The sequence below is a fragment of the Microbacterium elymi genome (assembly GCF_021582895.2).
GTDB classification, from domain to species: domain Bacteria; phylum Actinomycetota; class Actinomycetes; order Actinomycetales; family Microbacteriaceae; genus Microbacterium; species Microbacterium humicola.
Genome location: NZ_CP091139.2, coordinates 1,030,690 through 1,055,952 on the forward strand (window position 1 = coordinate 1,030,690; position 25,263 = coordinate 1,055,952).

General features: G+C 71.9%; 21 protein-coding genes and 9 pseudogenes. 17 read left to right on the plus strand and 13 right to left on the minus strand.

The window, feature by feature from the left end:
• Positions 1–32: 32 nt before the first annotated feature.
• The 3 genes and pseudogenes from L2X98_RS05520 to L2X98_RS20125 form a co-directional block, all read right to left on the minus strand.
• Positions 33–815, minus strand: coding sequence for a hypothetical protein (locus tag L2X98_RS05520; protein WP_259612580.1), 783 nt, complete (start codon positions 813–815; stop codon positions 33–35).
• Positions 788–2,404: an ATP-binding protein gene (locus tag L2X98_RS05525; RefSeq protein WP_259612581.1), complete on the minus strand. Its 1,617-nt coding sequence runs from the start codon at positions 2,402–2,404 to the stop codon at positions 788–790. Before L2X98_RS05525 ends, L2X98_RS05520 begins: the two co-directional genes overlap by 28 nt.
• A 305-nt stretch (positions 2,405–2,709) precedes the next feature.
• A pseudogene (locus L2X98_RS20125) lies at positions 2,710–3,294 on the minus strand (AfsR/SARP family transcriptional regulator); the annotation flags it as partial.
• Positions 3,295–3,581: 287 nt separating this feature from the next.
• Between L2X98_RS20125 and L2X98_RS05535 the strand changes: the two are divergent.
• Together L2X98_RS05535 and L2X98_RS05540 are read left to right on the plus strand one after the other, a co-directional pair.
• A complete protein-coding gene (locus L2X98_RS05535; protein WP_259612583.1) occupies positions 3,582–4,109 on the plus strand; it encodes a hypothetical protein in 528 nt (175 codons plus the stop codon).
• Between the two features lie 33 nt (positions 4,110–4,142).
• Entirely contained in the window at positions 4,143–4,631 is a 489-nt protein-coding gene (locus tag L2X98_RS05540; RefSeq protein ID WP_259612584.1) for a SprT-like domain-containing protein, read from the plus strand.
• Between the two features lie 176 nt (positions 4,632–4,807).
• On the opposite strand, the gene L2X98_RS05545 is transcribed toward L2X98_RS05540, so the two are convergent.
• Positions 4,808–5,419: a 2-phosphosulfolactate phosphatase gene (locus L2X98_RS05545; protein ID WP_259612585.1), complete on the minus strand. Its 612-nt coding sequence runs from the start codon at positions 5,417–5,419 to the stop codon at positions 4,808–4,810.
• Positions 5,420–5,449: 30 nt separating this feature from the next.
• Here L2X98_RS05545 and L2X98_RS05550 point away from each other — a divergent pair, with 30 nt between their 5' ends.
• Entirely contained in the window at positions 5,450–5,650 is a 201-nt protein-coding gene (locus L2X98_RS05550; RefSeq protein WP_259612586.1) for a hypothetical protein, read from the plus strand.
• Between the two features lie 5 nt (positions 5,651–5,655).
• Positions 5,656–5,940: a hypothetical protein gene (locus tag L2X98_RS05555; RefSeq protein WP_259612587.1), complete on the plus strand. Its 285-nt coding sequence runs from the start codon at positions 5,656–5,658 to the stop codon at positions 5,938–5,940.
• A 141-nt stretch (positions 5,941–6,081) separates the two neighbouring features.
• Here L2X98_RS05555 and L2X98_RS20130 read toward each other — a convergent pair whose 3' ends face one another.
• The 4 genes and pseudogenes from L2X98_RS20130 to L2X98_RS05565 form a co-directional block, all read right to left on the minus strand.
• The gene (locus L2X98_RS20130; protein ID WP_354002998.1) at positions 6,082–6,516 is read right to left on the minus strand and encodes an ABC transporter permease; all 435 of its coding nucleotides are present in this window, start codon (positions 6,514–6,516) and stop codon (positions 6,082–6,084) included.
• Positions 6,517–6,521: 5 nt separating this feature from the next.
• Positions 6,522–7,040 (minus strand): hypothetical protein, encoded by a 519-nt coding sequence (locus L2X98_RS20135; RefSeq protein WP_354003096.1) that lies wholly within the window; start codon positions 7,038–7,040, stop codon positions 6,522–6,524.
• Between the two features lie 124 nt (positions 7,041–7,164).
• Positions 7,165–7,515 (minus strand): annotated as a pseudogene (locus L2X98_RS20140) (ABC transporter permease); the annotation flags it as partial.
• Positions 7,512–8,296 (minus strand): annotated as a pseudogene (locus L2X98_RS05565) (ABC transporter ATP-binding protein). The pseudogenes L2X98_RS05565 and L2X98_RS20140, both read right to left, overlap by 4 nt.
• Positions 8,297–8,438: 142 nt before the next feature.
• On the opposite strand from L2X98_RS05565, the gene L2X98_RS05570 reads away from it, so the two are divergent.
• The 8 genes and pseudogenes from L2X98_RS05570 to L2X98_RS05605 all read left to right on the plus strand — a co-directional run bounded on the left by L2X98_RS05570 (position 8,439) and on the right by L2X98_RS05605 (position 13,740).
• Entirely contained in the window at positions 8,439–8,810 is a 372-nt protein-coding gene (locus tag L2X98_RS05570; protein WP_259612588.1) for a hypothetical protein, read from the plus strand.
• A 185-nt stretch (positions 8,811–8,995) separates the two neighbouring features.
• Positions 8,996–9,442 carry a CBS domain-containing protein gene (locus L2X98_RS05575; protein WP_259612589.1) on the plus strand — a complete coding sequence of 149 codons (447 nt, stop codon included), beginning with the start codon at positions 8,996–8,998 and terminating at the stop codon, positions 9,440–9,442.
• A 49-nt stretch (positions 9,443–9,491) separates the two neighbouring features.
• Positions 9,492–10,805, plus strand: coding sequence for a thiamine pyrophosphate-dependent enzyme (locus tag L2X98_RS05580; protein ID WP_259612590.1), 1,314 nt, complete (start codon positions 9,492–9,494; stop codon positions 10,803–10,805).
• A 5-nt stretch (positions 10,806–10,810) separates the two neighbouring features.
• Entirely contained in the window at positions 10,811–11,836 is a 1,026-nt protein-coding gene (locus L2X98_RS05585) for an alpha-ketoacid dehydrogenase subunit beta (RefSeq protein WP_259612591.1), read from the plus strand.
• Positions 11,837–11,890: 54 nt separating this feature from the next.
• Positions 11,891–12,412 (plus strand): annotated as a pseudogene (locus tag L2X98_RS05590) (biotin/lipoyl-containing protein); the annotation flags it as partial.
• Between the two features lie 154 nt (positions 12,413–12,566).
• On the plus strand, positions 12,567–13,268 hold the full coding sequence (locus L2X98_RS05595) for a dihydrolipoamide acetyltransferase family protein (protein WP_259612592.1): 702 nt from the start codon (positions 12,567–12,569) through the stop codon (positions 13,266–13,268).
• A gap of 29 nt (positions 13,269–13,297) precedes the next feature.
• A complete protein-coding gene (locus L2X98_RS05600) occupies positions 13,298–13,615 on the plus strand; it encodes a hypothetical protein (protein WP_259612593.1) in 318 nt (105 codons plus the stop codon).
• On the plus strand, positions 13,597–13,740 hold the full coding sequence (locus L2X98_RS05605; protein ID WP_259612594.1) for a hypothetical protein: 144 nt from the start codon (positions 13,597–13,599) through the stop codon (positions 13,738–13,740). The genes L2X98_RS05600 and L2X98_RS05605 overlap by 19 nt, the downstream gene beginning before the upstream one ends.
• A 21-nt stretch (positions 13,741–13,761) precedes the next feature.
• On the opposite strand, the gene L2X98_RS05610 is transcribed toward L2X98_RS05605, so the two are convergent.
• Entirely contained in the window at positions 13,762–15,192 is a 1,431-nt protein-coding gene (locus tag L2X98_RS05610) for a GH1 family beta-glucosidase (protein WP_259613204.1), read from the minus strand.
• Between the two features lie 162 nt (positions 15,193–15,354).
• Here L2X98_RS05610 and L2X98_RS05615 point away from each other — a divergent pair, with 162 nt between their 5' ends.
• Positions 15,355–16,320 (plus strand): acetylxylan esterase, encoded by a 966-nt coding sequence (locus L2X98_RS05615; protein WP_259613205.1) that lies wholly within the window; start codon positions 15,355–15,357, stop codon positions 16,318–16,320.
• Positions 16,321–16,385: 65 nt separating this feature from the next.
• On the opposite strand, the gene L2X98_RS20145 is transcribed toward L2X98_RS05615, so the two are convergent.
• Together L2X98_RS20145 and L2X98_RS05625 are read right to left on the minus strand one after the other, a co-directional pair.
• Positions 16,386–16,595, minus strand: coding sequence for a substrate-binding domain-containing protein (locus L2X98_RS20145; protein WP_354002999.1), 210 nt, complete (start codon positions 16,593–16,595; stop codon positions 16,386–16,388).
• 25 nt (positions 16,596–16,620) lie between these two features.
• Positions 16,621–17,415: pseudogene (locus L2X98_RS05625) on the minus strand (LacI family DNA-binding transcriptional regulator); the annotation flags it as partial.
• Positions 17,416–17,600: 185 nt separating this feature from the next.
• Here L2X98_RS05625 and L2X98_RS05630 point away from each other — a divergent pair.
• The 4 genes and pseudogenes from L2X98_RS05630 to L2X98_RS05645 all read left to right on the plus strand — a co-directional run bounded on the left by L2X98_RS05630 (position 17,601) and on the right by L2X98_RS05645 (position 23,238).
• Positions 17,601–18,899: an ABC transporter substrate-binding protein gene (locus tag L2X98_RS05630; protein ID WP_259612595.1), complete on the plus strand. Its 1,299-nt coding sequence runs from the start codon at positions 17,601–17,603 to the stop codon at positions 18,897–18,899.
• Positions 18,900–18,907: 8 nt separating this feature from the next.
• Positions 18,908–19,931, plus strand: a pseudogene (locus L2X98_RS05635) (carbohydrate ABC transporter permease).
• A pseudogene (locus L2X98_RS05640) lies at positions 19,928–20,798 on the plus strand (carbohydrate ABC transporter permease). The pseudogenes L2X98_RS05635 and L2X98_RS05640 overlap by 4 nt, the downstream one beginning before the upstream one ends.
• 33 nt (positions 20,799–20,831) lie before the next feature.
• Positions 20,832–23,238, plus strand: a pseudogene (locus L2X98_RS05645) (beta-xylosidase/alpha-l-arabinosidase).
• 13 nt (positions 23,239–23,251) lie between these two features.
• Here L2X98_RS05645 and L2X98_RS05650 read toward each other — a convergent pair.
• Both L2X98_RS05650 and L2X98_RS05655 read right to left on the minus strand, forming a co-directional pair.
• Positions 23,252–23,916, minus strand: a pseudogene (locus tag L2X98_RS05650) (response regulator).
• A gap of 145 nt (positions 23,917–24,061) precedes the next feature.
• Positions 24,062–25,231 carry a sensor histidine kinase gene (locus L2X98_RS05655; protein ID WP_259612596.1) on the minus strand — a complete coding sequence of 390 codons (1,170 nt, stop codon included), beginning with the start codon at positions 25,229–25,231 and terminating at the stop codon, positions 24,062–24,064.
• Between the last annotated feature and the right edge of the window lie 32 nt (positions 25,232–25,263).

Consider the following 25,263-nt stretch of genomic DNA (forward strand, 5'->3'; position numbering starts at 1 on the left):
CCGGCGGCACTCGCCGCCCTGCCCCCGGTCGCTCAGCGGCCGGGGGCGCTCGGCTCGCGCAGCACGGCGAGTCCGCGGAGCACCGCGTCCTCCCGTGGCAGCCCGGCGATCGCGTCCCGCGCCGCGGCCACCCGCTCGGCGCCGGCCACGCGCTCGGCGTGTGCGAAGTGCTCGGTCCAGTGCAGGCTGAGCAGATCCTGCCGGGCGCCGAGCCGCTCGCCGAGCGCGAGCGCCGCCAGCGCCCGATCACGGCGCTCGGGGTGATCCATCGCCCACGCCGACCACCCCATCAGGACGGTGCCCACCACCGGGGCGTCGAGGAACTCCGACCGCATCCGCGCGACCGCCAGCATCCGTCCTCGCAGTCGGCGCGCCCAGCGGCTGCGCGCCGGCTCGGTGAACAGGTCGTCGAACGTCGCGGCCGACAGGGTGCCGGCCATCAGCATCAGGTACCACGGCGATCCGCGCTGGTCACCGGACCGGAACATCGACAGCGCGCGCTCGAATGCCGCACCGGCGTCCGCACCGGCTCCGGAGGCGCGATCGATCTCGGCCAGTCCGTACCAGCCGATGGATGCCGCCTCCAGCCCGTCCTCGGTCATCTCGCGCCCCTCGGTGAGGGCCTGGAACACGTCGCGGGCGGCGTCGAGTTCGCCGAGAGCGGCCAGGTTGGCCCCGCGCAGCCATTCCAGCTGCCGATCCTGCTCGAACGCACCGAACTGCGCGTACTCCTCCGCCGCGATCGCGAGCCATTTCAGCGCCGCCGCGGGCTGGGCCATCTGACTGCTCAGCTGGGCGATCGAGGACGCCGCCATCGCGGCGAACCACTGTGCCGGGTTGCGTTCGCCAGCTGCCACGCGCGGGTGGCCGACTCGAGCGCGGTGTGCATGTCGCCGGAGTTCTCGGCGAACTGCGACAGCAGCGATTCGCCGAGCAGTCGGGTCGCGAGATCGGGCGCGGCGCGGAGCCGCTCGAACGCCGCCAAGATGCGATCGGTGCGGCGCGATGCGCCGGCCTGGAGGATCGCCAGGACCGCATCGGCGAACGCGCCGAGCAGACTGTCCATGTCCGGATGGCGGCGACGGAGGATACGGATGCGCGCGAGGAACCGCAGCGCGCGCGGCTCGCCTTCGGCGCGCAGGACGAATGCGCCGAAGATGAGGGTCACGATGAGGGCGTCGACCGGGACTTCGCGCTCGCCGGTGCGGGCGACCGCGTCGAAGACGACCGGGGCGAACGCCGCGAGCTCGGTGAATGCGCCCTGCACCATCCAGCCCTGGCCGAGCAGGGCGAACAGCAGCACCGTGACCGCGTCGTCGTCCGCGTCGATGGAGCGGCGCAGCACCGAGATCAGGTTGTCGTGTTCGGCGCGCACCTGACGGTTCACCTCGCGCTCGAAGACCTGCCCCAGGCGGTCGGTGCTGAACCGGCAGGCCCAATCGGTCACGCGGGCCCAGGCATCCTCGACACCCCCGGGGGTGTCGGCCAGTCGCGCCAGCGCGTACTCGCGGACGGTCTCGAGCATCCGGAACCGCACCTGCCCGGTGTCGGGACGCTCGCCCACCAGCAGCAGCGACTGCGACACCAGCCGGTCGACGACGTCGTCGGCGGGCTCGCCGAGGACCGTGGCCATGGTCTCGACCGTGAATCCGGCCGGCAGCACGGCCAGCATCGCCATCGCGCGGCGGGCCTGCTGGTCCAGCAGGTCCCAGCTCCAGCCGATCACGGCCTCGAGCGTGCGATGGCGTTCGGGCGCGGTGCGGTCGCCCGTGGTCAGCAGCGCGAAGCGGTCCTGCAGCCGCGCCTCGATCTGCTCGGGGGTCATCGTCCGCACCCGGGCCGCCGCCAGTTCGATCGCCAGCGGCAGGCCGTCCAGGTGCGTGCACAGCCGGGTGATCACGTCTTTCGGCAGCGTCGCGCCGGGGCGCACGGCGCGCGCGCGATCCAGGAACAGCCGGACGGCGGGGCTCTCGATCTCGCCCGCCGTGGACGCCTCGTCGCCGGTATCGGCCGGGCCGCCGGCATCCGCGCCGTCGCGGGCCTCCGCGCCGTCGACCGAGAGCGGCGGGAGCGGATAGGTGACCTCGCCGGCGACCGCGAGCGGGGTGCGGCTCGTGGTGAGGACGCGCAGCGTCGGGACGGCCGCCAAGATGTCGGCGACCCAGCCGGCGACGCCGTCGATGACCTGCTCGCAGTTGTCGAGCACCAGCAGGGTGGGCTGCTCCCGGCAGCGAGACGACCCGCACCCGCAGGTCGGGCCGGGTGCGGGTGTCGGCGAGGCGCCCCCGGGCGTGGCCTCATTGATGCCGAGCGCGGCCGCGATGGCCAGCGGCACATCGTCGTCCGAGCGGACCCCCGCCAGCGACACCACGACCACGGTCGGCGCATCGGATGCCGCGGCCACCGCCTGCGCCGCGCGCGTCTTGCCGAGGCCGCCGGTGCCCAGGATCGTGACCAGCCGGGCGTGCGCGAGCAGCCCGGCCAGAGCCTGCAGGTCGCCGTCGCGCCCGACCAGCTCGTTCGGGGCCGCCTGCGAGCCCGAGGCGCACCCGCGCGCTGCGGGCCGGCGGATCCGCCCGCAGCAGCCGGGTGTTCAGCTCGGTCAGCTCGGCGCCGGGCGAGCTGCCCAGTTCGTCGCGCAGCCGGGTGCGCGAGCGCCGCGAACACGGCGAGCGCCTCGGGCACGCGGCCGGCGTCGGCGAGCGCCCGCATCCAGCGCGCGTGCAGGGCCTCGTCGTACGGGCGGGCGACGGCGAGCGCGGCGAGCGCCGCGGCAGCGTCATCGGGCCGGCCGCCCGTGCTCAGCGCATCGGCACGGGATGCCTCGGCCCGGGCGCGCAGGGCGGCCGCGGCATCCCGCACCGCGTCTGAGACCGGGTGGCCCTCAAGATCGGCGCCGGGTTCACCGCGCCACAGCGTGAGGGCCGCATCCAGCAGCGACAGCCGTTCGGGGTCGTCGGCGGGCAGGCGGTCGGACCGCTCGAGCAGGCCGCGAGCCGTATCGATGTCGATCTCGACGTCGCCCAGCGCGTAGCCGCCGGGCGCGCTGCGCACCGCATCCGCTCCGGCGACCGCGCGCACCCGCGAGACCAGCGTCTGGAGGGCCGCCCGCGGGTTCTGCGGCGGGTCGTCGCCCCAGATGTCGTCCACGAGCGCATCGGTGCTGCGGGTGGTTCCGGTCGCGAGTACGAGCGAGGCCACCAGGGCGCGGGCGTTCGGCCCGCTCAGCTCGACGCGGGCGTCCGCGGCCTCGACCGTGACCGGCCCAAGGATCGCCGCACGCACACTGTTCACAGGCCGAGCCTAGTCATCGCTCCGACGGCGTCTCGGGCCGTTGCACGGGGCGGCCGGAGGGCGGGATGCGCCCGGCGGGGCGGCGGAGCGCGCCGGCGCGGCGGGCGATCGAGAAGCACCGGCCGGATGCCGTGGCCATCACCTCGTGGACGGGAGCACGGACGTGTCCGACCCGCGCCCGCCGGGGCGGGTGGGATGCCTCGAGCCCGGGGACACGCGGCGTCGATGCCCGACCGCCCCGGCCTCGTCAGGCACACTGGAAGCACCGGTCGCGAAGGGAGTTCACGGTGAGCTACATCCAGGGGTACGACCCCGACACCCTCCGCGAGATCGTCGACCCGCATCGCTGCCGGGAGCGGCTGGATGAGATCGGCGGGCAGCGCAACCTCCCCGCGATGCTGGAGCGGGTCTGGCTGCTGAAGGTGCTCGACGACCTCGATGAGGCGCTCACCGTCGCCGACGCCGCCGTCCGGCAGGCCCGGATGGCGGGCACCCGCCGCGACCTGCTGCGCGCGCGGATCCTGCACGCGACGGTCCTGCAGTTCCGCGGCTCGTATGCGGCGGCGATCGCGGAGATGACCACCTGCGCGGCCGAGGCCGAGGGCCAGGGCTGGTCGAGCATCGCGGCGTTCGCGCTCGAGCACCGCGGCAAGGCGCACTTCGACGCCGGGGATTACGACTCCGCGCGCGCCGACTTCAAGCGCGCCCTGTTCCTGCGGCAGGAATCGGAGGCGCCCGAGGATCAGCTGGAGTCCACGCTGATGGCGATCGACACGACCGAACGGCGGCGGGCAGAGGCATCCATCGCCGTCTGACCCGATGTCGCAGGTACGTTCTAATGTCTTCGCATGTCTGAACTGCATCGGGTGCGCGCCTGGGCCGACGCACTCATCTCGCTCCATCTCGATCCCTCCTGGTCGTTCGCGTTCGACAACGCGAAACGCCGCGCGGGCCTGTGCAACTACACGCACAAGCGCATCAGCGTGTCGCGGTACCTGGCCGCCCGATACGACGACGACACGAACCACCAGACGCTGCTGCACGAGGTCGCGCACGCCGTCGCCGGGCCGGCCGCCGGCCACGGCGCGGAGTGGAAGCGGGTCGCGCGACGACTCGGGTACGTCGGCGGCACCACGCATGACGGCGAGACGGCCACCGAGCTGGCGCCGTGGGTCGGGGTCTGCCCGGCCGGCCACGTGGCGTATCGGCACCGGCGTCCCACCCGTCCCACGTCCTGTGTGAAGTGCGCGCCGCGCTACGACGAACGGTTCCTGTTCCGCTGGACGCGCCGCGAGATCGCGCCGGCCGCGCGGCTGGCGGCCATGACGCCGCGCTGACAGAGCTGTCCCGACGGCAGCACCGCACGGTGCCCGCCAGGACGGGCGAAGAGCAGGAGACCACATGGCCTTCCATTCCTGCGGTCCGCACGGCGACGTGTCGGACACGCTGCGGCTCGACGGCAAGGACACGAACCCGCTGCAGAAGTGGCGGGTCGGACGCGCGCCGTCCGTTCTCAGCCCGCGGCGAAGACGCCGTCCCGCAGGATCGGCACGACGTCGGCCGCGTCGAGTTCGGCGGCGCGAAGGACGTCGTCGCGCAGGCCGCGCTCGACCAGTTCCTGCCCCGAGCCGCTCGCGAGCAGCAGGTGCCGCACTGCGCCGCGCAGTCCGCGGAACGCCTCGCACACCACCGCGGCCTCGGGTGACGAATGATCGATCCCGCGTGCCGCGAGCGCGTCGACGACCGCCCCGGCACCCAACTGGTCCTCGATCGCGAACCGCATCTCGCCGGACCCGTCGCGCTCCCCCGCCGGCACCACGGCGACGCCGACCCGGGTGCCGCGGCGGTGCTGCTCGTCGGTGATCCAGCGGGCCACGGCACCGGCGTTGCGCAGGCTGCCGGCCAGCACGACGGCACCGGATGCGGCGGCCTGCGCCGCGATCGGTGCGCCGTTGATCGACCCGCTGCCGGTCAGCTGGAAGGACGCGCCGCGGGCCGCGGCATCCGTCGCCGTCGTCGTGAACCGCAGCACGTCCACGACCACGACCACATCGGCGGGAGCCAGGCGGGCCAGGCCGGCGAGACCCCAGTCGAGGCGGACCTGGAAGAAGGACTGATCGAACACGTCCGAAAGCCTAGGGTGCGAGACTGAGGCATGCGCATCCTGCTCAAGCTCGTGATCGACTGCGATGCGGATGCCGCGTGGCGGGCGCTGCACTCGCCGCGGGCGATCGCCGAGCTGGACGGCCCCTTCGTGACACTCCGTTCGCTCGAGCACCTGCCGCCGTCGTGGTCGCCGGGCGATGACGCGACCGTCGACCTGTCGCTCGGCCCGCTGCCGCTGGGCGGCAGCTGATCGACGTGAGCGATGTCGAGCGGGTGATGGACGGACAGCGGGTGCGGATCCTGCGGGACAGCGGCATCCCGCTGTCGGGGCCGCTGGCGGCGCTGGATGTCTGGGACCACCAGATGGCGGTGAGCCCGGCCCCGGGCGACCCGGCACGCACGCTGTGGCGCGAGCGCCTCGTGATCGGCGGCCGCGCGGCGCCCGCCCTGTGGCCGGCGCTGTGGGCGGTGTGGCAGTGGCGTGCGGCGCGCATCCGCGCCCTCGCCCGCACCTGGGCCCACGACCCCGAGCCCGCCTGACCCCTGCGCTTTCACCTCGAGATCGTACGATCCGGCCGAGTGCACATCAATCTGGGCCCAGGATGATGTGCACTCGGCCGAATCGTACGATTTCGACAGGGGCGAGGGTCGAGCAGGGGCGGGGTCGGGCAGGGGCGAGGGTCAGGCGGCGAGCGCCTCGACCGGGGTGACCTGGGTGGCCAGGCGCGTGGGGACCACGGCCGCGACGAGGGTCAGCAGTGCGGTGGTCACGACGATGCCCACCACCACCGGCACCGGGATCGCCGGCCACACCATGCCCGCCTGCTCGCCGTTCGGGTTGGCCGCGACCGCGCCGAGCAGGGACTGCGCCCCCGCCCAGCCGTACGCGATCCCGAGCACGACGCCGGTGATCACGGCGGTGATCGCGATGTGCGCGGCTTCCAGCAGCACCACCCGCCGCACCTGGCCGGTCGACAGGCCCAGCGCGCGCAGCAGCCCGAGCTCGTGCCGCCGCTGCACCACGCCGAGCGTGAGCAGGTTGACCAGGCCGACCGCGGCGATGACCGCCGAGACCCCGACGAGTCCCATCATGATGCCCGCGAACGTGTCGAGCACGGTGCTCAGCTCGGGCGGGAGCGTCCCCCGGCCGCGGCGGCCATGACCGCCTTGGCCGATTCCATCGCGACCGAGAACATCGTCACCAGCGTCACGCCGATCACGACGCCGATCGCCATCCGGCTCGAGCGCTCCGGGTAGCGCAGCGCGTTCTCCGCGGCCAGCCGCGCCACGGCCGAGCGGCCGAACATCCGGCCGGTGAGGCGCAGCGACGGCGGCATGAAGACCGTCGCGCCGAGCGCGATCCCGGTGAACGAGAGCAGCCCTCCGACGAAGGCCACCAGGACTCCGGACGGGTTGAGCAACCCCAGGGCGACGCCGGCGGTCAGCAGCAGCATCCCGACCCCCACCAGGATGACCGCGGTGACGTTGCGGCCCGTGCGCCGCGCGACCTCTTCGCGGCGCGCCTCGGTGGACGCCCCCAGCGCCTGCAGCGGCGTGACCGCCAGCACGCGGCGCGAACCCGTCCAGGCGGCGGCCCACGTGGTCAGCGCCACGATCGCCGTCGGCAGGCAGCGCTGCACGCAGCACCTCGTAGTCGACCCCGGTGATGTCCAGCACACGCGCGACGATCGCGATCCCCGCGAACGACACCAGGATGCCGACGGCCAGGCCCACGATCGCGCCGATGACGCCGACCACCAGGCCTTGGCGCGCGACGTCCGCGCGCTGCGCACGCGCCGACGCGCCGATCAGCCGCAGGAGGGCGATCTGCCGGGTGCGTCCGGCGACCACGGTCGAGAACGTGTTCGCCGTCACGATCGCCGCGACGTACACGGCCAGGCCGACGAGGATGACGCCGACCACCCCGAGCACGACGGCCAGCGTCCCGCTCTCGCCGATGTACGGATTCGCCCGCAGCATGGCCGCGAGGTAGCCGGTCGCCGAGATCAGGATCACGCCGAACGCGGCGGAGATGGCCGAGACGAGGATGCTGGCGCCCATCCCCCGGTCGCGCAGCCAGTGGGTCTCGCCGATACCGCCCCCTGTGCCGCTCATGCCGACACCGCTTCGGAGGTCGTCGCGCCGAGCTCGGTGGCCAGCATGTAGGCCGAGATCTCCTCGGCGGACTGCCGCGGCTTGTCAGCGACGATCCGCCCGTCGCCGAGGAACACCACCCGGTCGGCGTGCGACGCGGCCACCGGATCGTGCGTGACCATCGCGATCGACTGGCCGTGCTCGGCGCTGGCGGCGCGCAGCAGCGCGAGTACCTCGCGCCCGGAGCGGGAGTCGAGGTTGCCGGTCGGCTCATCCGCGAACACCAGGTCGGGGGCCGTCGCCAGCGCCCGCGCGATCGCGACGCGCTCTGCTGTCCGCCGCTGAGCTCGTGCGGTCGGTGCCGCAGCCGCCCGGTCAGGCCGAGCGTCTCCAGCAGCGAGTCGATGCGGGCGTGCTCCAGCGCGGACGGCTTGCGCCCGTCCAGGTCGAACGGCAGTCGCACATTGCCCAGGACATCCAGCGTGGGCACCAGGTTGAACGACTGGAACACGAAGCCCACCCGACGCCGACGCAGGATGGTCAGCTCGAGGTCGTCCAACCCGGTGATCTCGGTGTCGCCGATCCAGGCGCGCCCGCCGGTGGGGGCATCCAGCCCCGCCATGATGTGCATCAGGGTGGACTTGCCCGAACCGGACGGCCCCATGATCGCGGTGAACTCGCCGCGGCGGATTCCGACGGTCACGCCGTCCAGCGCGCGCACCTCGCCGGCGCCGGCGCCATAGGTCTTGGTCAGCTGGTGGACCCGGGCGGCCAGCCCGAGTTCGGTCGTTGTGATCTCCATGCCCTCGACGCTACGGATGCCGCACCCCGCCCCGCATCGGTCTGCGGTCGACTCTCGCCTACATCGCTGGGATGATCCCGCACCCGCGCGCGGAGGCCGGAACAGCCTAGTCTGGCGCCATGGCCCACCCTCCGCGTGCGCGGTGAACGCCGCGCGCGTCCTGCAGATCATCGGCTTCGCCCTGACTCTGGCCGCCGGCGTCGCGCTCTGCTTCCTGCCCGCCTTCCAGAGCGTCACCTCCGACTCCGACGGCCACCAGGCGACCCGGACGCAGACCCTCCTCCAGATGCAGGGGAGCGCATATCTGCTGGTTCTGGTCATCCCCGTCCTGATCGCCGCGGTGCCGCTGCTCCTGCGCGGGCGCGCCTGGAGGGTCTCCTCGATCGTGGCCGCCGTCCTCCTCGGCGTGTTCGCGCTCGTCGGGGCCCTCAGCATCGGCGTCTTCTACCTGCCGGCCGCGATCGTCGAGGTCGTGGCCGCCTGCCTTCCGGTCCGACGTCCGGAGGTTCCCTGACGCCACACCGTCGCCGCGGTCACGCACCGCCACCCGCCAGGGCCGCGAACACGCCCGGCACCGGCATTGTCACGGCCCGCGGCGGCCCACCGAGCCGGCCGGGCTGATAATCTGCGATGCAGGGACAGGGGGATGCGATGGCGTCACAATCGGGTTCGGCAACGGGGATCACCGCCGGTCAGGTCATGACCGCACCCGTGATCACCGTCGGCCCGGATGCGACCGTGGCCCACATCGCCGAGGCGCTCACCTCACGGCGGATCAGCGCGGTCCCGGTGGTGGATGCCTCCGGCACGGTGCTCGGCCTGGTCAGCGAACTCGACCTGCTGGCGCGCACCGGCCGGACGGCGCGGGATGTCATGACCACCGCCGTGATCAGCGTCACCAGCGACACCGACATCGAGCAGGTGCGGCGCATCCTGGTGGACTCGCAGATCCGGCGCGTCCCGGTGCTGTCCTCCGGCCGCCTGGTCGGAATACTCAGCCGGCACGACCTGGTCGGCCGGATGGTGGAATGGGCGTGCGGCGTCTGCGGCGAAACCGTCCGCGGCGCGCACCCGCCGCTGGTGTGCCCGAAATGCGGAGGAAGCGAGGACCGGTTCACGCTGGAGGAGCAGCCACCCGGACCGTGACGAGACAGGCGGCCACAAGCCGCGTTGTTCGGTGAGAGGGATTCGACAAATGGCCGGACGAACGCAGGATCCGCAGCGCGACAAGACCGCCCCCGGCGGCAGTGCGCCCACGGACAGTGCGACAGCGTCAACACGTAGGAAAGCCCCCGCGAGATCCGCGGGAGCACGAGCGAAGGGCCCGGCGGCGACCGCCGCCAAGAGCAAGACCGCGGCATCCGCCCCCAAGGGCAAGACCGCAGCATCCGCCGCCAAGAGCAAGACCGCGGCATCCGCCGCCAAGGGGAAGGCCGCAGCATCCCGCACGAAGGGCGCGGATGCCGAGACCCAACTCGCGTACTACCGCGAGATGGAGCTCATCCGCGAGTTCGAGCAGCGCGCGGCCGAGATGTACACGCGCGCCAAGATCGGCGGGTACTGCCACCTGAACCTCGGCGAGGAGCCGTCGGTGGTCGGCCTGATGGCGGCGCTGCGGCCCACCGACTATCTGTTCACGAACTACCGCGACCACGGCTACGCCCTGGCCCGGGGCCTGGGCACCGACCGCGTGATGGCCGAGCTGTTCGGCCGCAGCGACGGCGTCGCACGGGGTCTGGGCGGCTCGATGCACATGTTCGACGCCGAGAAGCGGATGCTGGGCGGCTACGGGATCGTCGGCGGTCAGCTGCCGCCGGCCACCGGCGCGGCCCTCGCCCTCACGTACCGGGGCAAGCCGGGCCCGGACGCCGAGGCCGTGATGTGCCAGATGGGCGACGGCACCACCAACATCGGCGCGTTCCACGAGTCGCTGAATCTGGCGGCGATCTGGAACCTGCCGATCGTCTACGTCGTCATCAACAACGGCCTCGGCATGGCCACGACGGTCGAGCACGCGTCCGGTGAGCCGCTGCTGTACAAGCGCGGGGCCTCGTACCGGATCGAGGGCCGCCGCGTCGACGGCGGCGACCCCGAGGTGGTGCGCCAGGCGGCCGAGGAGATGCTCACGGTCGCGCGCGAGCAGCGTCGGCCCGGCCTGCTCGAGGTCATGTCGTATCGCCTGCGCGGCCACTCCGTGGTCGACCCGGCCCGGTACCGGAGCAAGGAGGAGACGGCTCACCTGAAAGAGCTCGACCCGCTCCCCGAGTACCGCGCGCGCCTCATCGCCGACGGCGTGCTCGATGCGAAGCAGGCCGATCAGATCCAGGCCGATGCCGTCAGCGAGGTCGCCGCGGCGATCGCGTTCGCCGACGCCAGCCCCGAGCCCGGCGCCGAGAAGCTGTTCGACTACACGTACGCGACCGATGTGCCCAACGCGCCGCGTCTGATGCCCGGCGACCCGGTGCTCGCGGCCGGCTGGGACCGGGCCGACGACAAGCAGGAGGCATGACGGCGATGGCCGACAAGACAGACCAGCCCGCAGCATCCGCCCCGGAGATCACCTACCGTCAGGCGCTGAACGACGCGCTGCGGGAGGAGATGACCCGAGACGAGAAGGTCATCCTCCTGGGCGAGGAGATCGGGATCTTCGAGGGCTCGTACAAGATCACCGCCGGGCTGCTGGACGAGTTCGGGCCCGAGCGGGTGCGCGACACCCCGATCGCCGAGGAGGGCTTCGTCGGAGCCGCGATCGGCGCCGCGATGCTCGGCATGCGCCCGGTCGTGGAGATCATGACGATCAACTTCTCGCTGATCGCGATCGACCAGATCGTGAACCATGCGGCGAAGATCTACGGCATGTTCGGCGGGCAGACCGCCGTGCCGATGGTGATCCGCACCCCGGGCGGCGGCGGGCAGCGGCTGGCCGCGACGCACTCGCAGAACCTCGAGGTCTGGTACGCGCACGTCCCCGGACTGAAGGTGCTCGCCCCGTCGACCCCGGCCGAGGCCAAGGCCATGCTGACCGCCGCGATCCGCGACGACGACCCGGTGCTCCTGCTGGAGAACCTGTCGCTGTACAACACCAAGGGCCCGGTCCCCGAGGGCGAGCACGTCGCCGAGTTCGGCAAGGCGAAGGTGACCGTCGAAGGCACCGATCTGACCGTGGTCGGCTACTCCCGCTCGGCCGTGATCGCGAAGGATGTCGCGCACCGGATGGCCGAGCAGGGTGTGTCGATCGAGGTCGTCGACCTGTGCAGCCTGCGACCGCTGGACCGCGAGACCATCTGCCGTTCGGTGCGCAAGACCGGCAAGGCGGTGATCCTCGAAGACGACTGGCTCACCTACGGGATCGGCGCCGAGATCGCCGCGACGATCGGCGAGGGCGCGTTCGACTACCTGGATGCCCCGGTGCGGCGCGTGGCGGCGGCCGAGATCCCGCTGCCGTACGCGAAGTCGCTGGAGAAGATCGCCCTGCCGGACGCCGATGCGCTGATCCGGGTCATCAACGAACAGCTGGATGCGACGCGGTTCGCGCGCTAGAAGAGGGGACCGTGAACGATGCCTGATGTGTTCATGCCGCGACTTTCGGACACCATGACCGAAGGCGCGATAGCGCAGTGGCTCAAGGCCGAGGGCGACACCGTCGAGCGCGGCGACGTGCTGGCCGAGATCGAGACCGACAAGGCCGTGATGGATCTGGAGGCCTACGAGGGCGGCGTCCTGGAGAAGATCCTGGTCCAGCCCGGCGAGTCGGTCGATATCGGCGCCCCGATCGCCGTGATCGGCGACGGCTCCGGATCGTCCGGCTCGGGTGGGGCGGATGCCGCATCCGAGACGGCGGCCGAGGAGCCGGCCGAGACGGCGAAGGGCGCGTCCCAGGCCGACACCGGCCAGGAGCCGCCGTCCGAACGTGCCGACGAGTCCGCGCAGGACGCCCAGGTGAGGGACGAGGCCGCGCCGCAGACCGGCGCCGGGTCGAAGGACGAGGCAGCGGAGGCCGCGGATGTCGCGCGCACGCCGGCCGATGAGTCCGAGGCTCCGGCATCCTCCGGCTCGAAGGTGAAGGCGACCCCGCTCGTGCGGTCCCTCGCCCGCACCCACGGGATCGACCTGACCACGGTGACCGGGACCGGCCCCGGCGGCCGGATCGTCCGCGCCGACGTGGAGCAGCTGCTGAACGCGCCGCAGGGCGCCGAGGCCGCGCCGGCACCGCAGGCCGCGGCATCCGCCCCCACCCCGCCGCAGGCGGCACCCGCCGCAAGCGGCGCCGGTGGCGACCGCGGGCGACGACGACGAGCGCATCCCGATGTCGCAGATCCGCAAGGTGACCGCACGCCGGCTCACCGAGGCGGCGCTGGTGCCGGTGTTCCAGCTGACGACCGTGCTGGATGCCTCGCGGATGACCGAGCTGCGCCGCGACATCAACACCCGGCTGGCCGACTCCGGCGTGAAGATCAGCGTGAACGACCTGATCGTGCGCGCGGTGGCCGTGGCCCTGGCCGCCCACCCCGAGGTGAACGCCTCGTTCGGCGGCGACGCGATCCTGCGGCACAAGCACGTGAACGTCGGTGTGGCCGTGGCGCTGGAAGACGGCCTGGTCGTGCCCGTGGTCAAGGATGCCGACCGCAAGTCGGTCTCGGCGATCGGCGCCGAGGTCAAGGACCTCGCCGCGCGGGCCCGCGCCGGGCGCCTGAAGCTCGACGAGATGAGCGGGGGCACGTTCTCGGTCTCGAACCTCGGCATGTTCGGCATCGACGCGTTCACCGCCGTGATCAACCCGCCCGAGGCGGCGATCCTGGCGGTCGGGTCGACCGTGGACGAGCCGGTCGTCGTGGACGGTGAAGTGCAGGTGCGTCCTCGCACCCGGCTGACGCTGACGGTCGACCACCGCGTGCTCGACGGCGCATCCGCCGCCGCATTCCTGCGGGATCTGACCGATCTGCTGGCCGAGCCGCTGCGGATCCTGGTGTGACGACCCCGCCGACGGGGGCGCCCGGGGCCTTGCGCCGGGCGCTCCCGTTCTTCGTCGCCGCACTCGTGTTCGTGGTGGCGGGCGGGATGCTGGCCGCGGCCACGGCGTACACGACGACGCAGAAGACGGCGTGGGCGACGGCCTACCTGGTGCTCGTCGGCGGCGTCGCACAGGCCGGGCTCGGCGCCGCCATGGGCTGGCTCGCGCAGCGGGCCGGGGCGGTGCTGACCTGGACCGGCTTCGTCCTGTTCACCGTCGGCAATCTCGGGGTCCTGGGCGGCCAGCTGTCGGGACTGGTCCCGCTCACGTTCGTCGGCGGGGGCTGCTGGTGGCCGCGCTGGCGGTGATCATCGCCGCGACCCGCCGGGGTGCGCCGGCGCATCCCGTGCTGCTGTGGGGATTCCGGGCCCTCGTGGTCGTGCTGGCCGTCAGCGTCCCCACCGGTCTCGTCCTCGCCGTCGTCGGGCGCTGAGCCGCGCGGGAGGGCGGCGGCTCAGCCGGGGATGACCCTGGTGGTCGCCAGCTCGCGGAACCACCGGGCGGAGTCCTTGGGGATGCGCCGCTGGTCGTCGAAGTCGACGCGAACGATGCCGAAGCGCTTGGCGTAGCCGTACCCCCACTCGAAGTTGTCCAGCAGCGACCACACGAAGTAGCCGCGCAGGTCGACGCCGTCCTCGATCGCGCGATGGGCGGCGGTGAGATGGCGACGCAGATAGTCGACGCGGTCGACATCGTGGACGGCCCCGTCCGCGGCGACGACGTCGTCGAACGCGGCACCGTTCTCGGTGATCATCAGCGGCTGATCGGGGAACTCGTCGCGCAGCGAGTGGAGCAGGTCGAGCAGCCCGTCGGGGGCGATGTTCCATCCCATCGCGGTGTGCGGCCCGGGCTGCGGAAGGAACTCGACCGCCTCGTCGCTGCCCGGCCAGGCCGTGCCGCCGACGGTCGGCTTGTGGCCGTCGTTGCTCTGCCGCGGCGAGACGCCGTCCCAGGTGCGGACCGTCACGGTCGAGTAGTAGTTCACGCCGAGCACGTCGATCGGCTGCTGGATGCGGCGCAGGTCGCCGTCCTGCACGAACCCCCAATCGGTGACCGCCGCGGTGTCGGCGAGCAGGTCGTCGTCGTAGACCCCGCGCAGCATCGGGCCGGTGAACGCCCGGTTGCCGAGTGCGTCGATGCGCCGGACGGCGTCGGCATCGCCCCGGGCCACGTGCAGGTTGAGGGTGACGGAGTATTCCGGGGTGCCGGTGGAGGTGGCGCGCAGCGCCTCGACCGCCCGGCCGTGCGCGAGATTGAGGTGGTGGACGGCGGCGAGGGCGGCGGCGGGCTCGCGTCGGCCGGGCGCGTGGCCGCCCTGGCCATAGCCCAGGTAGGCCGTGCACCAGGGCTCGTTGAGCGTGGTCCAGGTGTGCACGCGGTCGCCGAGCGCCGTGCCGAGGACAGCCGCGTACTCCTCGAACGCGTCGACCGTCCCGCGCACCGGCCAGCCGCCGGCATCCTCCAGCACCTGCGGCAGGTCCCAGTGGTACAGCGTCGCGACGGGGCGGATGCCGCGGGTCAGGAGTCCGTCGACGAGGCGCGAGTAGAAGTCGATGCCGGCCTGGTTCACAGCGCCGCGGCCGATCGGGATGATCCGCGGCCACGAGAGGGAGAACCGGTACGCGTCCAGCCCCAGCTCGGCCATGAGGTCGAGGTCCTGCTCCCAGCGGTGGTAATGGTCGCACGCGACGTCACCGGTGTCGCCGTTCCACACCGCACCCGGCGTGCGGCTGAAGGTGTCCCAGATCGACGGAGTGCGCCCGTCCTCGTGCGCGGCGCCCTCGACCTGGTAGGCCGCGGTCGCCGAGCCGAACGTGAAGCCCGGAGGGAACCGAAGTCCGCTGTCTCGGAAGTCCGTGCTGCGGTCCAGGGGCGGCGAATCCATGCCCACGGGCACTCCCTCGGTCGAGTGTGGCGTCGCGCCACCCGGCGCGCCCCGAGTCGGAGCACTTCGATTCAGGCTAAAGGAATCCCGAGCGGCCGCGTGCGCTGTCGGCGGGGGCCGCCCGCGCAGGCACGGGTGACCCGAGCGTGTACGGTATGTGGCGTGCCGCTGACAGACCTCACCCTCGACGAGCTCCGCGACTATCGCCCCGAGGTGGCCGAGCCGGCGGACTTCGACGACTTCTGGCGCCGCACGCTGGACGAGTCGCGCGCCGCGGCGACCGATCCCCTGCTCATGGCCGCCGACACCCCGATCAGCCAGCTGGTCATCGAGGACCTCACGTTCGCGGGATTCGGCGGCGAGCCGATCCGCGCGTGGGTCACCCGTCCGCGCAGCGACACACCGCTGCCGGCGGTGATCGAGTTCATCGGCTACAACGGCGGACGCGGCATCCCCGGCGAGCGCCTGCAGTGGGCGGCGGCCGGCTACGTGCACATCCTGATGGACACGCGCGGCCAGGGCAGCGGGTGGGGCACCGGCGGCGAGACCCCCGACCCGCACGGCTCGGACGGCGCCGTTCCGGGATTCATGACCCGCGGCATCCGACACCCCGACAGCTACTTCTACCGGCGGGTCTTCACCGACGCGGTGCGGCTCGTCGACACGGCGGCGGCCCTGCCGTTCGTCGACCGGACGCGCATCAGCGTGACCGGCGGCAGCCAGGGCGGGGGCATCACCCTCGCCGCGGCCGCGCTGCACCCAGGGGTGTTCGCCGCGATGCCGGACGTGCCGTTCCTGTGCCACTTCCGCCGTTCGGTGGAGCTGACGCCCGGCAACCCGTTCGGCGAGGTCGAGCAGTACCTCGCCGTGCACCGCACCGCCGTCGACCAGGTGTTCACGACGCTGTCGTACTTCGACGGCGTCAACTTCGCCCGGCGGCTCGGCGCTCCCGTCTGCTTCTCGGTCGCGCTGATGGACGGCATCGTCATGCCCTCGAGCGTGTTCGCCGCGTTCAACCACTGCGCCTCGCCCGACAAGGCGATCGAGGTGTACGAGTTCAACGGGCACGAGGGAGGCCAGACCGAGCAGTGGCTGCGTCAGACCCGCTGGCTCGCCGCCCGCCTCTGATGCGGCGGGCGGAAGCGAGAGTCTGCGGGCGGCGAGCGCTCGTCCCCCGGTGGCCGGGGCGGGGTTCACCGCGCGCGATCGTGAGCCGGGGGCACGGGGACCGGGCCGGTGCTCTGGCGCACCACGAGGTGCGCCGGCAGGTGCACGTACTGCTGCTCGGGCTCGCCGCGACGCAGCATCTCCAGCACCATCCGCAGTGCCTGCGCGCCCATGTCGTGCAGCGGCTGGGCGACCGTGGTCAGCTTGCGGGGTGGTGGCGGCCGCCTCGGGCACATTGTCGAAGCCGACGATCGAGAGGTCCTCGGGCACCCGGATGCCCATCTCCTGCGCGACGTCGAGCACCCGCACGGCGGACAGATCGTTCGCGGCGAAGATCGCGGTGGGCCGCTCCGGCAGGCTCAGCAGCTCCTGCGCGGCACGGGTGGTCGACTTGCCCCAATACGCGCCCTCGCGCACCAGCTCCGGATCGAACGGGATGCCCGCCTCGGCCAGCGACTCGCGATACCCCTGCTCACGCAGCACCGCGGACTGCAGATCGCCGCGCCCGCGCACATGGGCGATCCGCCGGTGCCCGAGCGAGATCAGGTGCCGCATCGCGATGCGGGCGCCCTCGACGTTGTCGGTGTCGACCGCGGGCACGTCCCCGTTGCCCGCGTGCGGGTCGATGGCGACCACGGGGATCGAGACGCCGGGCAGCCGCACCGTCGGGGTGACGATGATGGCGGCATCCATCAGCGTCCCGGCCAGGCGCGACAGCGACCGGCGCTCCCAGCCCACGAACGTGTCGTCGGTGAGCGCGCCGGCGTAGGCGAGCAGCTCGTAGCCGGACTCGACCGCGGCCGCCGAGATGCCCTTGAGCAGCTCGGCCGAGAACGGCTCGAAGCCCGCGACGAGGATGCCGATGACGTTGGTGCGGTGGCTGCGCAGGCTCCGCGCGACGAGGGATGTCTCGTACCCGAGCTCTTCGATCACGCCCGAGACCTTCTCGATCGTGCGCTGTGCGACGCCGTACCGCCCGTTGGCGACCTTCGAGACCGTCGCGACCGAGACCCCGGCGGCACGCGCCACGTCGTGGATCGTCACGCGAGCAGGCATGGCGGGGCGGACGGAATCGGCGGTCACGACGCTCACGCTACCTCACGGAGGGAAAACTGACGGTCAAAACGATAACGATATCGAAAACGATATCGAAAACGTTTGACATCGGCTGATCGAGCATGCCAATCTCGCTGATGCGGCAGACCGCAACGCCGCGCCCACGAAATGAAGGAGTTTCCACGATGAAGAGGAAAGTTCGCGGCGCGACGCTCGTCGCGCTTGCCGCGGGCGTCGCCCTGGTGGCAGCCGGCTGTTCCGGCGGCACCGGAGGAGGCGACGGCTCGAACGGCGGGGTCACGCTCACCCTGTGGCAGAACAGCACCACCGGCCCCGGCCAGCAGTACTGGATCGATGCGGCGAAGGCGTTCCACAAGGACAACCCGAATGTCACCGTCAAGGTGCAGTCGATCCAGAACGAGCAGCTGGACGGCAAGCTGCAGACGGCGCTGAACTCCGGCAACCCGCCGGACGTGTTCCTGCAGCGCGGCGGCGGCAAGATGGCCGCGATGGTCGAGGCCGGTCAGGTCATGGACCTCACCGACTCGATCACCGCCGAGACGAAGCAGTCGGTCGGTGAGGGCGCGATCAAGGCCGAATCGATCGACGGCAAGGTCTACGCGATGCCGCTGGACGTGCTGCCCGAGGGCCTGTTCTACAGCAAGGACCTGTTCTCCAAGGCCGGCATCACCCAGCCGCCGACCAGCATGGACGAGTTCAACAGCGACGTGAGCGCGCTGAAGAAGTCCGGTGTGATCCCGGTGGCCGTCGGGGCGAAGGATGCCTGGCCCGCCGCGCACTGGTATTACAACTTCGCCCTGCGCCTGTGCAGCGAGCAGACGCTCAACGACACCGCCAAGTCGCTGAAGTTCACCGACCCCTGCTGGACGGCCGCCGGCAACGAGCTGAAGAAGTTCGCCGACACCAAGCCGTTCCAGCCCGGCTTCCTGACCACCTCGGCACAGCAGGGCGCCGGCAGCTCGGCAGGCCTGGTCGCCAACCACAAGGCGTCGATGGAGCTCATGGGCGGATGGGACCCGGGCGTGATCGCGTCGCTGACCCCCGACACGAAGCCGCTGCCCGACCTCGCCTGGTTCCCCTTCCCCACCGTCAGCGGTGGCGCGGGTGATCCGGCCGCGATCATGGGCGGCGTCGACGGGTACTCGTGCTCGGCCCAGGCCCCGAAGAAGGAATGCGCCGCGTTCCTGAACTTCCTGGTCACCCAGCCGCAGCAGGAGGCCTACTACAAGGCGTTCAACTCGCCGCCGGTCAACACCGCGGCGCAGAAGATCGTCACCGAGCCCTATCTGAAGGACCTGCTGGCCGCCTACAACAAGGCCCCGTACGTGTCGCAGTACCTGGACACGCTCTACGGCCAGAACGTCGGCAACGCGCTGAACGTCGCGGTGGTGAACCTGCTCGCGGGCAAGGGCAGCGTCCCCGACATCATCACGTCGGTCAACCAGGCTGCGGCCAAGGGATAGTCGAAGCGATGAGCAAGACCCTGGGCGAGAAGGCCGGGACGCTTCCTGCTCAGGAGCGCACATCGGTCGAGAGCACCGCACACGCGGCGGTGCTCTCGACCGGACGCCGCCGCGGCAGACGGCGAGCCGCCTGGACCACGCGGCTGGAGATCACGCTGCTGGCCGGGCCCGCGATCATCGTGTTCCTCGGATTCGTGATCTTCCCGGTCGTGATGGCGGCCTACTACGGCTTCTTCGACTGGAAGGGCTACGGCCCCGCGACGGACTTCGTCGGTCTGAAGAACTACGCCATCATCCTCACGGATCCGACGTTCCACGAAGCGCTGATGCACAACGGCATCATCGTCGTCCTATCGCTGGTCATGCAGGGGCCGGTGGCGATCCTGCTCGCGCTCCTGCTGAACCAGAAGATGCGCGGGCGCACCGCCATCCGCGTGCTGATCTTCGTTCCGTACGTGATCTCGGAGGTCATCGTCGGCACCGGCTTCAGCCTGATGCTGCAGACCGACGGAGCCGTCAACGACCTGCTCAAGAGCATCGGCCTGGGCTTCCTGCAGGCCGACTGGCTCTCCGACCCGAGCGTCGCGATCTGGACGCTGATGCTCATCCTGACCTGGAAGTACATCGGCTTCGCCGTCATCCTGTTCCTCGCCGGCCTGCAGGGCGTTCCCACCGAGCTGTTCGAGGCGGCCGCGATCGACGGCGCGTCGTACTGGCAGATCCAGCGCCGGATCACGCTGCCGTTGCCTGGGCCCCACCATCCGCATCTGGGCGTTCCTGTCGATCATCGGATCGCTCGAGCTGTTCGACCTGGTCTACATCGTGTGGGGGCAGTACGTCGCCGGCGTCGCCGGCACCTCGACGATGGCCACCTACATGGTCACCAACGGCCGTGACGCCGGCAACTTCGGCTACGGCAACGCCGTGGCCGTCGTGATCTTCTTCATCTCCATGATCATCGCGCTGATCTACCAGCGCTTCGTCCTGCGTCGCGACACCGCCGGCGCTCTCACCGAAAGGCAGACGCGATGACGGCCGTCGCCCCGCACCTCGCCCCGCCGGCCCGCCCCGAGAGGGAACGGCTGCGGTGGGGAAGCCCCGTCGTCTACTTCATCGCACTCGTGCTGGTCGCGGTGTGCATCGCCCCGGTGCTCTACATCGTGGTGGGCGGGTTCCGCACCAACGCGCAGATCACCACCGACCCGGCGGGTCTGCCCAACCCCTGGGTGATCCAGAACTACATCGACGTGCTGACCAGCGAGACGTTCTGGCTCGAGGTGGGCAATTCGCTGATCGCCGCCGGCATCACCACGATCGGCGTCGTCGCGCTCGGACTCATGGTCAGCTACGTGCTGGCCCGCTACACGTTCCACGGACGCGGCGTGATGTACTCGCTGTTCGCCGCCGGGCTCATGTTCCCCATCACCGTCGCGATCACCCCGCTGTACATCCTGGTCAAGGACCTGGGCCTGATGAACAGCCTCGCCGGCGTCATCCTGCCGCAGATCGCGTTCGCCCTGCCGGTCACCGTGATCATCCTCGTGCCGTTCCTGCGCGCGATCCCGGATGAGATCGAAGAGGCGGCGGCGATCGACGGGGCCGGACGCCTCGGCTTCTTCTTCCGGATGGTGCTGCGCCTGGCCGTCCCCGGAGTGGTCACCGTCGGCATCCTCGCCTTCATCGGCAGCTGGAACAGCTACCTGCTGCCGCTGTTCATCCTGAACGACCAGGCCACCTACACGCTGCCCCTGGGCGTGCAGGCGTTCTCGTCGCAGTACTCGGTCGACACGGCCCGCGTCCTGGCCTTCACCTCGCTGGCGATGCCTGCCCGCACTGATGTTCTTCCTCGTCTTCCAGCGCCGCATCGTCGGCGGCTTGACCGGCGCGGTCAAGGGCTGACGCCTCGCTCACTTTCCCACGACAGGACCGCCGATGCACGACATCCCCGCCTTCCCCGATGTCTCCGACCGTGTGCGAGCACTGCACGCCCGGATGACCCTTGACGAGAAGCTCGCCCAGCTGGTGGGCTATTGGCTCGACCAGAACGGCACCGTCGCCCCGATGCAGAGCGAGATGGCCGCCGGGCAGAAGGATGCCGGGGCCTTGGCCGAGGTGACCGAGCACGGCATCGGCCACTACACGCGGGTGTACGGGACCCGGCCGGTCCCCCCGGTCGAGCGCGCGCAGTGGCTGTGGCGCGAGCAGCGCCGGCTCAAGCGCGAGACCCGCCTGGGCATCCCCGCGATCGTGCACGAGGAGTGCCTGACGGGGCTGGCCGCCTGGCAGGCCGCGGTGTTCCCGACGCCGCTGGCCTGGGGCGCGTCATTCGACCCGGAGCTGGTGCGCGAGACCGCACAGGCGATCGGCGGGTCGATGCGCGAGCTCGGCGTGCATCAGGGCCTCGCGCCCGTGCTCGACGTGATCCAGGATCCGCGCTGGGGCCGGGTGGACGAGTGCATCGGCGAGGACCCGTACCTGGTCGGCACGGTCGGCACGGCGTACGTGCAGGGTCTGCAGGACGCCGGCGTGCACGCCACGCTGAAGCACTTCGTGGGCTACTCGGCCTCGCAGGCCGGCCGCAACCATGCGCCGGTGCACGCCGGTCCGCGCGAGATCGCCGACGTCTTCGTGCCGCCGTTCGAGATGGCGGTGCGCGACGGCGGCGCCGCGTCGGTGATGAACGCGTACACGGCGCTGGACGGCGTGCCGATGGGCGCCGACCCGGAGTACCTGACCACGCTGCTGCGCGAGCGGCTGGGATTCGACGGGGTCGTGGTGGCCGACTACTTCTCGGTCGCATTCCTCGAGGTGATGCAGGCCGTCGCCGCCGATCGCGGTCATGCCGGCGCGCTCGCCCTCGAGGCGGGCATCGATGTCGAGCTGCCCACCGGCGATGCCTACCTGCAGCCGCTGGCCGAGCTCGTGCGCTCCGGAGAGGTCGACGAGCGATACGTCGACCGCGCCGTGCTGCGCGCGCCTGCGCCAGAAGGAGCAGCTGGGCCTGCTGGACGCCGATGTCTACGAGGACGAGCCGCCCGCGCAGATCGACCTCGATTCGCCGCGGCACCGCGAACTCGCGCGACGGCTCGCGCAGGAGTCGGTCGTGCTGCTGGCCGATGACGGCATCCTGCCGCTGCAGCCCGCGGCGCGGATCGCGGTCATCGGCCCGAACGGCGACCTGCCCGAGGCGCTGCAGGCTGCTATTCGTTCACGAACCACGTGCTGGCCCATCATCCCGGCGTCTCGTCCGACGTGCGCATCCCGACCGTCGCCGAGGCGCTGCGCGATGCCGGTCGCGAGCTCACCGTCACCCGCGGCTGCGCGGTGGACGGCGATGACGAGTCCGGGTTCGCCGAGGCCGTCGCCGCCGCGCGCGGCGCGGATGTCGCGGTCGTGGTCGTCGGCGACCAGGCGGGGCTGTTCGGCCGAGGCACCGTCGGCGAGGGCAACGACGCCGAGTCGCTTGCGCTCCCGGGCGTCCAGCGGGCGCTGGTCGAGGCGGTGCTCGAGACCGGAACCCCGGTCGTGATGGTGCTGCTGACGGGTCGCCCGTACGTGCTGGACTGGGCGCTGGATGCTGCAGGGCCGCGTCCGGGTGCCGTGCTGCAGGCGTTCTTCCCCGGTGAAGAGGGCGGCACGGCGATCGCCGACATCCTGACCGGCCGCGCGGTGCCGTCGGGGCGCCTGCCCGTCTCGCTCCCCCGGTCGACGGGCGCGCAGCCCTATACCTACCTGCATCCCATCCTCGGCGGCGATTCGGATGTCACGGCCTCGCGCTCCACGCCGGTGCGCCCGTTCGGGTTCGGGCTGTCGTACACGACGTTCGACTACACCGACCTGTCGGTCGACGGCATGTGTGCGGCGGGCGCGGCGTTCGACGCCGAGGTCACCGTGACCAACACCGGCCGCACGGCCGGCACCGACGTCGTGCAAGCTGTACGGGCACGACGTGCACGCCTCGGTGACCCGCCCGGTCGCCCAGCTGCTGGGCTACGCCCGGGTGCACCTGGAGGCGGGCGCCTCGGCGCGCGTGCGCTTCCGGGTGCCGAGCACCCGCTTCGCGTTCAGCGACCGGCGGATGGTCCGGATCGTCGAGCCCGGGGACGTGCAGGTGTGGGTCGGCGCGCACGCCGCGGCCTCGGCCGCGACCAGCCGGGACGACGGCGGCTTCGGCGCCGGTTCCGATGCCCGCCGCCAGCCCGTCGCGCCGGGCGTGCCCGGAGCCGCGACGCCGCGGGCGGTGGTCGCGATCACCGGCCCGGCGCACGACGTGACCGGGGCGGACCCGCGCCTGGTCACGTGGGAGCTGATCGGCGCGGCGGTGCCGGTTCGGGCGTGAGCCCGGTGCTGGTTCAGGCGTGACCCCGGCCGGGCTGCGGCCCCAGGCCGTGCTCGAACGCGAACACGACCAGCTTGCACCCGGTCACGCAGGGCGAGCTTGGCGAGGATCCGGCTGATGTGCGTCTTCACGGTCGCCTCGGACAGGTACTCGCGTGCGGCGATCTCGGCGTTGGACAGCCCCCGCGCCGCCAGGGCGAAGATCTCGCGCTCGCGCTCGGTGAGCGTGCCGTACGAATCCGGGATCGGGGCGGGTGCGGCATCCATCGTGTGCGCGAACAGGTCACGGGTGGCGGATGCCGCGATCACGGCCGACCCGGCGTGCACGGTGCGGATCGCCGCCAGCAGGAACTCGGGGTCGGCGTCCTTGAGCAGGAACCCGCTGGCGCCCTGCCGGATCGCGCGGGCGGCGGCCTCGTCGAGGTCGAACGTGGTCAGCATCACGATGCGCGGAGCATCGGCATCCGTCAGCAGCTTCCGCGGTGGCGGCCAGCCCGTCCATCACCGGCATCCGGATGTCCATCAGCACGACGTCCGGGTGGGTCGCGCGCACGATGTGGATGGCCTCGCGTCCGTCGGAGGCCTCGCCCACGACCTGCAGATCGGGCTGCGAATCGATCACCATGCGGATGCCGGCGCGGAACAGCGCCTGGTCGTCGGCCAGCACCACCCGGATCATTCGGCTCCTCCGCCCGGTGTCGCAGGCGCCACCGGTCGCGCTGTCGAAATCTGCAGACGCGCCCGTAAATCTCGGGCGCGCACCCGGAAAACGATAGCGCGACCGGGCAGCCGTCCCGGACACGCGCGCCTGCGCGGTGAGCGGGTCACGCGCTCGGTCCGATCGGGATCTGCGCGCGCACGACGAACGCGTCGCCGTCGACCCCGGCATCCAGCGTGCCGCCGGCCAGTACCGCACGCTCGCGCATGCCGATCAGACCGTGGCCGCGGGTCTGAGCCGGCGCGGCCGGCACCGCGCCGATCGCGTTGCGGACCGCCGCCTCGACCCGGTCGGCATGCCATGCCAGGCTCACGTCCACCGGTCCGCCGGCACCGTGCCGCAGTGCGTTGGTCAGGGCCTCCTGCAGGATGCGGTAGACGGCCAGCTGCACGGCGGTCGGCGGGTCCGTGCGCGGCGCGGGGTCGATCGTGACCCGCAGGTCGACCCCGGCGGCGCGCAGCTGGCCGAACAGCGCCTCCAGATCCGCCACGGTGGGCTGCGGACCGTCCTCCTGACGATGCCGCAGCTGGGCCAGCAGCACCCGGACGTCGGCGAGTGCGGCGCGCGCGGTCGCCGAGATCGTGCCGAGTGCCTGCCCCTGGGCCGAAGGGTCGGATGCCGCGGCATAACGCGCGCCGTCGGCCTGGGCGATGACCACCGCCAGCGAGTGCGCCACCACGTCGTGCATATCCCGCGCGATCCGCGCCCGCTCCTGCTCGGCGACCGCGTCCGCCTCGGCGCGCTGCTGGGCCAGACGGTTCGCCTTGGCGCGATGCGCGGTGCGCGTCAGCGCCCCGACGGTCCACGACAGCAGGAGCGCGAACGCGATCGCGATCAGCACCGCGGACGCCAGGGTGAGCGTCTCGAGGGTCAGAGAGGCGGCGCCCATCACCAGGAAGATGTAGGCCGTCGCGACGAACGCTCCCCCGAGCGCCGAGCCGAACCCGACCCAGAACACGACCCGGGTGCCGTAGGCCGCCGCCGTGTAGAGCACCGCGAACACGGCCAGATCGCTCAGGTTCGGGGAGCGCCCGAACCCCATCTGCACGAGGGCGCCGGCCCAGGCCAGCCCCAGGGCGAGCGTCGGCGACAGCCGCCGCACCGCGACGGCGGCGCCGAAGATCGTGCACAGCAGCACCGAGGCGACGACGTCGATCAGCGGGCGGAACGAGCCGTGCGCCCCGACCACCAGCTCGGCCGGCAGCGCCGCCAGCGCGAACAGCGCCGCGACGACGATGTCGACCGTGAGCTGGGTCGGCGTGAGACGGCGGAACACGGTCTTCACGCTACGGGAGCGCGCGGACCGCG

Excerpts from the sequence above, each read along its gene's own strand:
- L2X98_RS05520 (WP_259612580.1), bottom strand. The coding sequence starts at position 815 with ATGGCGGCGTCCTCGATCGCCCAGCTGAGCAGTCAGATGGCCCAGCCC.
- L2X98_RS05540 (WP_259612584.1), top strand. The coding sequence starts at position 4,143 with ATGTCTGAACTGCATCGGGTGCGCGCCTGGGCCGACGCACTCATCTCG.
- L2X98_RS05550 (WP_259612586.1), top strand. The coding sequence starts at position 5,450 with ATGCGCATCCTGCTCAAGCTCGTGATCGACTGCGATGCGGATGCCGCG.
- L2X98_RS05575 (WP_259612589.1), top strand. The coding sequence starts at position 8,996 with ATGACCGCACCCGTGATCACCGTCGGCCCGGATGCGACCGTGGCCCAC.
- L2X98_RS05580 (WP_259612590.1), top strand. The coding sequence starts at position 9,492 with ATGGCCGGACGAACGCAGGATCCGCAGCGCGACAAGACCGCCCCCGGC.
- L2X98_RS05585 (WP_259612591.1), top strand. The coding sequence starts at position 10,811 with ATGGCCGACAAGACAGACCAGCCCGCAGCATCCGCCCCGGAGATCACC.
- L2X98_RS05610 (WP_259613204.1), bottom strand. The coding sequence starts at position 15,192 with ATGGATTCGCCGCCCCTGGACCGCAGCACGGACTTCCGAGACAGCGGA.
- L2X98_RS20145 (WP_354002999.1), bottom strand. The coding sequence starts at position 16,595 with ATGTGCCCGAGGCGGCCGCCACCACCCCGCAAGCTGACCACGGTCGCC.
- L2X98_RS05630 (WP_259612595.1), top strand. The coding sequence starts at position 17,601 with ATGAAGAGGAAAGTTCGCGGCGCGACGCTCGTCGCGCTTGCCGCGGGC.